Origin of the sequence: Amycolatopsis sp. (assembly GCF_036008905.1) — a bacterium.
Classification (GTDB): Bacteria; Actinomycetota; Actinomycetes; order Mycobacteriales; family Pseudonocardiaceae; genus Amycolatopsis.
Genome location: NZ_DASYMU010000038.1, coordinates 1 through 10638 on the forward strand (window position 1 = coordinate 1; position 10638 = coordinate 10638).

The window sequence follows — 10638 nt, forward strand, 5'->3', positions numbered from 1 at the left end:
TGCAGATCGGACCCTTTCAACTCTCCGCCATCCGGGTCGACCACCCGACCCCGGCGTTCGGCATCCGGCTGACCCACGACGGCACCACGATCGCCTACACGGGCGACACCGGGCCGTGCGCGGCGCTCGACGAGCTCGCCGCCGGCGTCGACGTGCTGCTTTCGGAAGCGTCCTGGACGCACTCGCCGGACCGGCCGCCGGGCGTGCACCTTTCGGGCAAGCAGGCGGGGGAGCTGGCGCTTCGGGCAGGCGCCGGACGGCTGCTGCTCACCCACATCGCGCCGTGGACCGATCGGGACACCGTCCTGCGCGAGGCGCTCGATGTCTTCCCGAAGACCATCGCCGTCGAGCAGGGCGCCGTCTACGACCTTTGAGCGGCGCAGGACCAGCCAGCCGAGCAGCCCGAACGGGATGATCAGCCAGCAGGAAAGCAGGCGGTAGGCCAGGACGGCCGCCGCCGACGCCGTTTCGTCGGCGCCCGCGGATACGAGCCCGGCCAGCAGGCTGACCTCGATCACGCCGATACCGCCGGGCGTGAGCGGGATCTGCCGCACGATCTGCACGGTGAGATAGACCGCGGCCAGTTCGGTGATGCTGACCTGGATGTCGAACGCGCGGGCCGCCGCCAAGAGGCAGAGCAGGTCGGTCGTCCAGTTGATGACGGCCGAGCCGAGCGCGAGCGCCCAGTGCCGTGGTGCGACGGCGCGGGCCGTCCGCCAGGTGTTGACCACCGGTTCGAACCACGACCAGCGGCCGGACGGCGTCCAATGGCGTTCGCGGGCGTGTCCCAGCGAGTACGCGGCCCAGCCGAGGACGGCGAGCACGGCGATGGTGGCCGCCGCCGTCGGCACAGGATGGGTCTGCCAGGCCGACGACAGGTGCACGAGCGTCCCGGTGGTGTAGAGCAACGCCAGCCCGAGGAACGAGAGCACACCGGAAAGCAGCATGACGGCCGTCGCGGCGGCCTTGTCGGCGCCGCCCGCCAGGAACTGCCGGAACGCGTAGCCCGCAGACACCGCCGAACCGGCCGGCAGGCTGATCGAGATCGCCGACCGGCTGTAGGACAGGGCGAGCGCGCGGTGACGCGGCATCGAGACGCCGAAAGCGAGCAGCAGCCGTCGTTGCTGGCGGCCGAACATGGCCATCGACACGAACTCGGCGAGCGCGGCGATCATCAGCCAGCGGAAGTCGGCGCCGCCCAGCGCATCGGCGACATGGGCGGGTGCGGGCAGCTTGTCCCGCAGGGTCACCAGCACGATCGCGAACACGGCCACCGTGCCCGCGATCTTCAAGACCCGTTTCCCGGTCATCCCCGCACCCCTGTTTTCCCTCGGACTGAATTATCCACCGGTGATCAGAGAAGTCAACGTGCGTTGAATTACAGGCCGCATCCGCGCAGAGCGGTGATCGGGCGACGTCCTAGAGTGCTCGGCGTGGCGAGAAAAGATGGCAGGACCGACGACCAGCTCCGCGAAGTGAAGATCACCCGGGGTTTCCAGCAGTGGCCAGCGGGATCCGTGCTGATCGAGTTCGGCAACACCCGCGTGCTGTGCGCGGCGAGTGTCACCGAAGGCGTGCCGCGGTGGCGGGCGGGCTCCGGTCTCGGCTGGGTGACCGCCGAATACGCGATGCTCCCCTCGGCCACCAACACCCGTAGCGACCGTGAGTCCGTGAAGGGCCGCATCGGCGGCCGCACGCACGAGATCTCGCGGCTCATCGGCCGTTCGCTGCGCGCGTGCATCGACCTCGCCGCGCTCGGCGAGAACACCATCGTCATCGACTGCGACGTCATCCAGGCCGACGGTGGCACCCGCACGGCGGCCGTCACCGGCGGCTATGTCGCGCTCGCCGACGCGATCACCTGGCTCGGCGCCGCGAACCGGCTCAACGACCCGCAGCCGCTGTCGTCCTCGGTGGCGGCGATCAGCGTCGGCGTCGTCGACGGCCGGGTCCGCCTGGACCTTCCGTACGAAGAGGACTCGCGCGCCGAGGTCGACATGAACGTCGTCGCGACCAGCGCCGGCACGCTCATCGAGGTGCAGGGCACGGGCGAGGGCGCGACCTTCGCCCGGTCCACTTTGGACACCATGCTCGACATGGCGCTCGCCGGCTGCGCGGAGCTGACGCGCAAGCAGACCGAAGCACTCGCGCTGCCGTACCCGGGCGAGCTGCCCGAGCCGCGGCCCGACAAGAAGTCGAAGAGCGCCAAGTGACCCGGCTGCTGCTGGCCACCCGTAACGCCAAGAAGCTCGGCGAGCTGCGCCGAATCCTTGCCGCGGAAGGGATCGAGGGCGTCGAGGTCCTCGGTCTCGCCGACGTCGACGAGTTCGAAGAGGCGCCGGAAACCGCACCGGACTTCGAGGGCAACGCGCTCGCGAAGGCCCGTGACGCGGCTGTGGCCACCGGCCTGCCGTCCATCGCGGACGACTCGGGGATCACCGTCGACGCGCTGAACGGTATGCCCGGCGTGCTGTCGGCACGCTGGGCCGGTCGGCACGGTGACGACAAGGCGAACCTGAACCTCGTGCTGGCGCAGACCTCCGACACCCCGGACGAGCGCATGGGCGCGGGCTTCGTTTGCGCGGCGGCACTTGTCGTCCCGGGCGGCGAGGAAACCGTGGTGCGCGGCGATTGGCGCGGCACGCTGATCCGCGAACCTCGTGGTGCCAACGGTTTCGGCTACGACCCGATCTTCGTGCCGGAGGGTGAGAGCCGGAGCTCGGCGGAGATGGAACCGTCCGAAAAGGACGCCGTCTCGCACCGGGGCAGGGCACTTCGCGCGCTCCTGCCCCAGCTGCGAGCACTGGCGACCAGGTGACCGGATCGGGACATGCCCCCAACGCCGCGTTGGGGGCGCTCAGTGCCCCCAACGCCGCTTTGGGGGCACTTTCGGGGCCCTAGTGCCTGCTCACGGCGGGGCGGGGGCGACGGCGGGCGGTTAGGTAGGCGGCACGGAGTTCCTTGATCACGGTGCTGGGCTCGGTTCGGAGGCGAGCGGGCAAGGTCTGCAACACGACGACACCGGCCGCGACGTAGCGGGCGTTACGTGCCAAGGTGTCCGCGAAGTCATCCCATTCGGAGTGAACCTCACGGGAGTCGATCTCCCACGCGAACGCGATGTCGTCGCACCAAGCGTCCGGCTTCGCGACGTACACGCCCTTCTCGTCGTAGATGTGGACATTCCTTTCACACTCCGGAAGTCCGGCTCGCTTCCACAGTCGCCACGCGTCGCCTTCCGCGACGGACTCGGCGCCTTCCAGCAACGCGGCCAGCGCCCCGGCGTGGCAGCGCCGAGCCTCGCTGACTGCCGTCTCGCAACTCGTCGTGGAGTTCCTCAGGAGTACAACGGTTTCGTTGAACAGCCTCGGCGAGCATTGTTTGGATCACGTCGAAATCCCGCATTCGCCGCGTGGCATCCAGTACCGCACGAAAGACGGGCGCGACCGGAACTCCGTGACGCATCACTGGGTCAGGCAATCTGATCGTCCGCTCGACGAGCGCGAATCCCGCACTCGAAACCTCACGCTCTCCAGGGATGAGTATGTGCACGTCGTCCGGGACAGGGATCCTGCGCAGCCCATGTCTGCGAGCGGCCCACAAGCCAGTCACCATGGCGCCCGCGCCACCCCGGAGCAACGCGGCCTGGATGCGTTGCTCTTCGGTCGGGTCGGTCGGGTTGAGCAGAATGACTCCCGGCAGCAACCTCCGCCACGGGCCGCCGGGTAGACATCTTCGGTAGATCGTTCTTCGCTCCATGCCCATTTTTTCGAGCAACTTGGCGCGAACGACCTCGGGACGGTTCTTGTGGCCCGCCATCATCGGATGGCGGGCCCAGCTTCCACGTTTCATGCCCTCGATCATGCGAACCCCCACCGACAAAAACGGGGTGGATCCCCGCGAACGGTCCGTTCGCGGGGATCCACCCCGTGTCGTTACCCCAAAGCGGCGTTGGGGGCACTCAATGCCCCCGACGCCGCTTTGGGGTCAGATGGCTCGCCGACGCGCCGGGACAAGGCGCCAACGGGGCGAACTAGAAGACCAGGTTCAGGTCTTTGATCAACTTCGCGACGTGGCCGGTGGCGCGGACGTTGTACTGCGCCGTCGAGATCTTGCCCTCGGGGTCGACGACGAAGGTCGAGCGGATGACGCCCTGCACGACCTTGCCGTAGTTCTTCTTCTCCCCGAACGCGCCCCACTGCTTGAGGACGGTCTTCTCCGGGTCCGAAAGCAGCGGGAAGGTCAGCGCCTCGGCGTCGACGAACTTCGCCAGCTTTCCCGGCTTGTCGGGGGAGATGCCGAGGATCTGGTAGCCGGCGTTGTTCAGCTCGGCGAGGTTGTCGCGGAAGTCGCAGGCCTGCTTGGTGCAGCCCGGCGTGCCCGCGGCGGGGTAGAAGTAGACGACGACGGACTGGCCGCGGAAGTCGGCGAGGGAGACGTCCTTGCCGTCGGCGTCCGGGAGGGTGAAATCAGGGGCGGTGTCGCCCGGGGAAAGCCGCTGCTCGCTCATGCCCCCGAGCCTAAGCCGAGCCGCAGTAGGTAGCCGAAACCGGGCTGGCGGTGTCGGGCCGGAGCACCATCCGCAGCTCGGCGGGCTGTGGCGGGACGGCGAAGGCGAGGTTCATCCGGACCGAGCGCCCGGGGGCGACGTCCTTGCCGGCGTCGATGACACCGTTGAAGCCCTGCGTCGAGTCGACGACTTGGATGGCTTGAGTGCCGGCGACGGTCGCGGCCACCGAGAAGCCGGAGAGCCGGTACGGCGCGGCGCCGGCGTTGGTGACTTCGATTTCGAACGCGGCCGCGCGGGCGCTGGCCGGATACGCGGTCGGGCTCGGCTGGAAGGACTTCGGGGCCGACACGGTGATCGCGACGCCGTCGGCGAAGGTGTGGCCGACGCCGAACTTCAGCGTGTCCGTGGCTTTGACGGCCGGTTGGACCTCGGGGACCGGCCCGAGCGCGGCAGGGGCGGAGCCGGCCTGCACCTGCACCCCGCAGGCCACCGCGGCGAACAGCACGCAGGCGGCCAGCATGAGCTTCGGTGTGCGCGCGGGCGCCATCGCGGTTACTCCAGTCGGGTGGGGAGTTGGTCCGTTCGGCGTAGGTACTTTTGTCGCCTCCGCCGAACGAGACTCACTCTCTACCGCCCGGGCCCCTTCGACGAGCATCGCCGGGGGGTTGACGCGGAGCTGGTGTACACCCGTGGCCGATCTGTGACCGGAAGGGCACTGGTAGTGACAGTTCTCACTGAAATGCCACTTACAACGGACGTCAAACGGCGATTGCGAAGAACAAGATGAAAATGGCCAGTCCGACGACCCAGGCCACGATGAGCCAGCCGAAGTCACGCCACGGATCGACCGAGCGGCTTTCCTCGCCGGGCACGTAGACGCCACGCGTCTCGAACCAGTCGGCCCAGTGGGCCAACCAGCTGATGGGGTTGCGCAGGCGCATGGGGCTCACAGTACGGCCCCGAGCCGGAAGCCGGTCAGAGCCATCCGCGGTCGAAGGCGATCCGCACCAGGTCCACCCGGTTCCGCGCGCCGCACTTGTTGATCATGTTCGACGTGTAGTTCCGCACGGTGCCTTCCGAGAGGAACAGCCGCCCGGCGATTTCCCGCGCGGACGCGCCCTCGGCGACCAGCCGGACGACGTCGAGCTCGCGCTGGGTCACCGGGACGTCCTCTTCGAGCGCCGCCACGGCGAGCGCCGAGTCGAACACGCGCTCACCCGCGGCGATCCCGCGGATCGCGGCGAGCAGCTCGTCCGCGGGCGCGTGCTTGACCACGTAACCCTTCGCGCCCGCCTGCAGCGCGCGCTGCAACATGCCGGGTTTGCTCAACGCGGTCAGGATGAGTGCCGCGCAGGTCGGCACTCGCGACCGGATGAGCTCGGCGGCCGACAGGCCGTCGAGGCCCGGCATGTCGATGTCCAGCACGGCCACGTCGGGGCGGAGCTCGGTGATGCGGTCCACGGCCTGGTCACCGCGCCCGGCGACGCCGACCACGGACAGGTCCGGCTCCAGCTCGATCAGGGAAACCAGTGCGGAGCGCACCATCACCTGGTCCTCCGCGAGGAACACGCGGATGGTCGCCTGCTTGGTGTCGATCATCGGGTTCTGCCTTTCGGGCTACAGGACAAGGCCTAGCCGGCGGCCGTGATGCGACGGTCGGCCGCGCCACCGGACGAGTCCAGGTCGGTCAGCGGCACGGTCGCCCGCAGGAGGAATCCGCCACTGGTCTGGACCGATGCTTCGAGTTCGCCGTCGAGATCGGCCAGCCGTTCCCGCATCCCGCGGATACCGTGTCCGCCCGAAGGCAGCTGCATGGTCCTGATCGGAGCGCCGTCGCTCGTCAGCTCGAGGACGGCGTGCCCGCTTTCGGCGCGCAGCCGTACTTCGCAGACGGTGGAATCGCTGTGCCGCAGCACGTTCGTGGCGCCTTCACGGACGATCCACGCCAGCGTCTGCGAGGTGTCCGAACTCAGTTCGAGCGGCGCCAATTCCACTTGGGTGCGTACGCCGGCGGAGTTGAGGATGGTGCGCGCGCTGGCGACTTCCCCGGCCAGTGACGTGTCCCGCATCCCGGCGACCACCGTCTGCATCTCGGTGATCGAGTCCCGCAGCAGCGCCCGTGCCTCGCACAGCTCGGCCGCGGCGCGCTCGGCGTCCCGGTCGGTGAGCCGTTCCACCAGTTCCAGTTTGAGCACCACCACCGACAGCCCCCGGCCCAGCGTGTCGTGCAGGTCGCGGGCCCAGCGCAGCCGCTGCTCGCTCACCGCGACCCCGGCCAGTTCCGTCCGCGTGTCTTCCAGTTCCCTCGCGAACACCACCAGCCGCGGGATCGCGTAGAAGATCAGCGTCGACAGCGCGAATTCCTCGAGGCTGCGGATGGTGTCGCCGGCGGAGAACAGATTGGACATCACCGCGAAGTAGATGCCGAGGCAGCCCAGTGTGACTGCCCCGCGTGCCTTCCCGGACAGGCAAAGCAGCATGACCGAGAAGCTCAGCGCGGGCGGCGCGGCCCAGTTCATGCCCAGCAACCAGAACAGCAGCAGCGACCAGGCGAGCCCGCCGACGGCGATGGCCTGGATGAGCCGGCTCCGGCGCCGTCCACGAAGGACGTTGACCGCGCAGAAGATGTACGAGCCCAGCCAGAGCACGAAAGCACTGGTCCGCAGCGCGCGTTCGACCCCGTTCACTTCGAACAGCGTGCGCACCGGGTAGGTCGAAATGAGCGCCATGTACGCGGCGAGGCCGATCAGCGCGAGCACGCCCACGACATGCCCGGTACCACCCGCTCCCGGCCGCAAATGGCGGTACAGCCACGAGCGTCTTCGATTCGCCTTGGCCTTGGAATTCGTTGCCATGCCCTCACACCAGCCCTGTCCGCTTCAGGCCCTTGCGGGGCGCAGTGTCTGTCTCGGGACGCGTCATAGGACGCAGGCGCACGCCGTTCAGAGCCGTTCTCCGGCCGTGGTTTCGCGAGGTTCCCATTCCCCTGTCTCCGGAGCGACCCCGTTCGTTTCGCGGGGCGGTCTCATCTCCGGATGCCTCCCGTGTACTGGCCCCCGGCTGGCTAGACGCTAACACCGGAGAGGGAGTCTCAGACTGCTCCGATCGGCGGGGAATCCTTGTTTTGTCACTAGATTTTACCTGCGGTTCAAAGAGATCCGGGGGTCTTAGCGCAAGGGGGCGGCCCATTTGGCAATTAGTGGACCGCGCGTAGTCAACCGAGTGCCGAACGAAGTCTTCTATACGAGGCGGTCCGGGAACCGACGCGGCAAACGGTGTCGGCACTTTTGCCCACGGATCAGGTTTTCGGTGGGAAATTACCGGAATGGTCGCGGTCAGTGATTGACCGTGTACGCCAATCCTGGGAGTTGTACGACGTCCGACCGGGAATGGCTTCGGTGAAATGGTGGCGCCGGTCGAATTCGTCCGGCGCCGAGCTCACCATGAAATGGCCGACACTGCTTTCGCGTTCCCAGTCGAGCCCGAAGCATCGCGCGGACAGGTCGCCGTTGCCGACCCCGACGCCGAGTCCGCACGGCGCCAGGCCCATCGCGGTGCCCACCAGGTACAGCGTCTGGTAGAGCACGCCGACGTGCTTGAGCGTGGTGGCATACGGGATGCCGCTGTACTTCCAGCCGAGCCGCTGGAACCGCGAGGTGATCGTCAGCAGGACGTCCGGGGGCTCCGCGTTGCCCGCCGACACCGAAGCGGCGGCCAGCATCGCGTCGACGTCGGGACGGTGGTTGTTCACCAGCACGAGCCGGTGGCCGGCCGGGTCGTAGTAGTACATGCCGGGTTTGAGGCCCTCGCAGCGGCGGACGGTGAGCCAGAGGTCGAGCTCCCCGGCGCCGCCGTCGGCGGGGTAAGGCTTGTCGACGCCTTGGTAGGGCATCTGACGCTCCGGCGCGGGCCCGTAGACCGCGCGCACCCTGGCGGCGCGGTAAAGCAGTTCGGAGAGCTGGAACACCGTCAGCGGTTCCCGACCCGGGGTGCGCACGGACTGTCTCGTCTCGAGGACCTCGGTCAGGGTGACGTCATCGGCGAGGACGTCGTCCAGCGCGGGCCTCGGGAGCACGACGACCGGCCCTTTGGGCAGCTCGCGGATGGGCGCCTCGTGTTCGATCTCGCCGGTGAACCGGAAGGTCGCGCCGAACTCCTCGTCATGCCGGCCGGACTTGCTGCGCGCGTGGAACAGCAGATCGTGAAACCCCCACTGGCGCAGGCGGGCCTGTTCCTCCTCCGGTGCCGGTTCGTCGACCTGGTCGAGCAGTTTCGCCGCCACCAGCAGGTCCAGCACCGCCCTGGTCGCATCAGGGTCGAGCGAGGGCACGATCCGGGCGAGCTCCGCCACCGTCCGCGGCCGGGACGCGCTCGCGATCAGCGCGGCCAGCAACGGGTCGTGCAGCCGCGCCTTGTACAGGCTCAGCGGATTCTCCAGGGTGAACACGCCGTCGACCTGGTGCAGGTAGGCGAACCGCGAGACGCTCAGCTGGTCGCCGTCCTCGACCCGCCGCGGCCCGGTGAAGCCCTTGAACCGCGCGTTGGACGAAATGGGCACGACCTCGGCCACCGTGACGGCGTCCAGCTCGACCGAATGCACCAGCAGGAATTGCAGGACGTCGACGAGCACGTGCATCTTGGTGATCTCGCCGATCGGGTCTGCCGCGGCGGTGATCACCAGGTCCATCACGTTCCCGGCGAGCACGGGGCCGAAGGTGAGCCGGTCGACCGCCGATGCCACGCCGTCCGAGACCGCGGCCACGATGTGGTTGCCCCAGCGGTGGGAGATCAGCAGGTCCCCGCCTTCGCGGTCGACCATCACGTCTTCGCGGAACGACACCAGGTGACGTGCCGTCCCGATGGCCGCCGGAGAACCCTGCCCCGTGAGCGAAACCGAGTGGGACATGGACTCTCCCTTCACACGAACATCGGCGTCGGGTTCAGCTCGTCCTCGGCCGGCGGCGCCGCCCGCCAGCCGAGTTCGACGGGCACGTCGTAGAGCCGTCCCGGCGCGAACCGGCTCCAGAAATGCCGCATGCCGGGCACGATCACCTTCACCACCGGCAACCCGATGTCCGGCCGTGTGAGGTCCAGCGCGAGCAGCTCCATGCCCTTGGCTTCGACGAGGTCCTGGCAGGCGCGGACGTCGGCGGCGAGGTCGTGGCTCGTCGGCAGGGAGAGGTCGGAAACGCGGCTGCTCGGCACGGCCGGATCCGGTAGCAGATAAGGAAGTTCCGCGACCTTCGCGTTCTGCCACCACGCGTGCTGCGCCGGGTCGGGGAAGTTGTAGCCCTGTCCGCCGGCCGTGGCGAACGCGACCGCGGGCAGGAACTGGTTGAGCTCGCTCAACGCCCGCAGCACCGCGATCCGGGCGTCGTGATGCGCGCCGAACGCCAGGATGATGTCCTCGGCGGGTTTGTCGACGCGGCGGCTCAGCGCCACCACCGCCGGGATGCCGAGATCGGCGGTGAGGTCGAGGGCCCAGACCTCCCGGTTCAGCTTCGCGTACTCGCCGCGCATTTCGGCGACCCACGGTTCGTTCAGGGAGTCCAGGTCGATCCCTGGCCGCCGGACACGGTTGTACCACCACAAAGCGACGCTGTCGCGCTCCACGAGTTCGTAGAACCCTTGCAGCGTCGCGTCTTCCAGGCTGGTGCCCGCCGCGCAGCCGTTCGAGTCGGCCAGTGCGTAGAACGGTCCCTGGTACGGATAGGAGAAGAACAGCAACGAAGTCGGCAGGTATTTCCGGCGCTGTTCGGTGAGCGAGTAGACCGGGCTCCACTCGAGCCGCGCGTCGGCCGGCATCGGTTCGGCGACGCACTGGAAGGCGATTTCCGTGCGGTTCCAGCGGTCCCGCTCGGCGAACTGGCGTTCGCTGTAGAGCATGGAAGCGTTGGGGTGGATGCCTTCCGAGCCCAGCGCGGCCAGGCTGCTGACGATGCGCGGCTCGTCGCCGTCGTGCACCGTGCTGTACCGTTCCAGCGCCTCACCGAGCGCGCTGGTCTTCGCCTGGATGTCGGTGACCCCCTTGCCGCAGCTCTGCGTGCGCAGCCCTTCTCGCAGGCCGCGCAGCGAACTGACCCGCATCGCCCGGTTGTAGCCCGACGAATACCCGCGCACGAACGGCAAAC

11 protein-coding genes and 1 pseudogene are annotated in these 10638 nt (G+C 68.5%); 3 read left to right on the forward strand and 9 right to left on the reverse strand.

Annotated features, from left to right (window positions below):
- The coding region (locus VGP60_RS07205) for an MBL fold metallo-hydrolase (protein WP_327547101.1) at positions 1-374 on the forward strand (374 nt) is incomplete at its 5' end.
- A gap of 72 nt (positions 375-446) precedes the next feature.
- On the opposite strand, the pseudogene VGP60_RS07210 reads toward VGP60_RS07205, so the two are convergent.
- Positions 447-1310 (reverse strand): annotated as a pseudogene (locus VGP60_RS07210) (lysylphosphatidylglycerol synthase transmembrane domain-containing protein); the annotation flags it as partial.
- Positions 1311-1433: 123 nt separating this feature from the next.
- On the opposite strand from VGP60_RS07210, the gene rph reads away from it, so the two are divergent.
- On the forward strand, positions 1434-2213 hold the full coding sequence (gene rph, locus VGP60_RS07215; RefSeq protein WP_327547091.1) for a ribonuclease PH: 780 nt from the start codon (positions 1434-1436) through the stop codon (positions 2211-2213).
- Positions 2210-2818, forward strand: coding sequence for an RdgB/HAM1 family non-canonical purine NTP pyrophosphatase (gene rdgB, locus VGP60_RS07220; RefSeq protein ID WP_327547092.1), 609 nt, complete (start codon positions 2210-2212; stop codon positions 2816-2818). Before rph ends, rdgB begins: the two co-directional genes overlap by 4 nt.
- A gap of 79 nt (positions 2819-2897) precedes the next feature.
- Here rdgB and VGP60_RS07225 read toward each other — a convergent pair whose 3' ends face one another.
- From VGP60_RS07225 to VGP60_RS07260, 8 genes are all read right to left on the reverse strand, one after another.
- Positions 2898-3263: a hypothetical protein gene (locus VGP60_RS07225; protein WP_327547093.1), complete on the reverse strand. Its 366-nt coding sequence runs from the start codon at positions 3261-3263 to the stop codon at positions 2898-2900.
- A gap of 767 nt (positions 3264-4030) precedes the next feature.
- Positions 4031-4507 carry a thioredoxin-dependent thiol peroxidase gene (gene bcp, locus VGP60_RS07230; protein WP_327547094.1) on the reverse strand — a complete coding sequence of 159 codons (477 nt, stop codon included), beginning with the start codon at positions 4505-4507 and terminating at the stop codon, positions 4031-4033.
- Positions 4508-4517: 10 nt separating this feature from the next.
- Positions 4518-5054: a hypothetical protein gene (locus VGP60_RS07235; protein ID WP_327547095.1), complete on the reverse strand. Its 537-nt coding sequence runs from the start codon at positions 5052-5054 to the stop codon at positions 4518-4520.
- A 211-nt stretch (positions 5055-5265) separates the two neighbouring features.
- Positions 5266-5448, reverse strand: coding sequence for a hypothetical protein (locus VGP60_RS07240; RefSeq protein WP_327547096.1), 183 nt, complete (start codon positions 5446-5448; stop codon positions 5266-5268).
- A 34-nt stretch (positions 5449-5482) separates the two neighbouring features.
- Positions 5483-6106, reverse strand: a complete 624-nt coding sequence (locus tag VGP60_RS07245; protein ID WP_327547097.1) for a response regulator transcription factor — start codon at positions 6104-6106, stop codon at positions 5483-5485.
- 32 nt (positions 6107-6138) lie between these two features.
- Positions 6139-7362 carry a sensor histidine kinase gene (locus VGP60_RS07250; RefSeq protein ID WP_327547098.1) on the reverse strand — a complete coding sequence of 408 codons (1224 nt, stop codon included), beginning with the start codon at positions 7360-7362 and terminating at the stop codon, positions 6139-6141.
- A 443-nt stretch (positions 7363-7805) separates the two neighbouring features.
- Positions 7806-9413, reverse strand: coding sequence for a SagB family peptide dehydrogenase (locus tag VGP60_RS07255; protein ID WP_327547099.1), 1608 nt, complete (start codon positions 9411-9413; stop codon positions 7806-7808).
- An 11-nt stretch (positions 9414-9424) separates the two neighbouring features.
- A partial coding sequence (locus VGP60_RS07260) for a YcaO-like family protein (protein ID WP_327547100.1) occupies positions 9425-10638 on the reverse strand: 1214 nt, incomplete at its 5' end.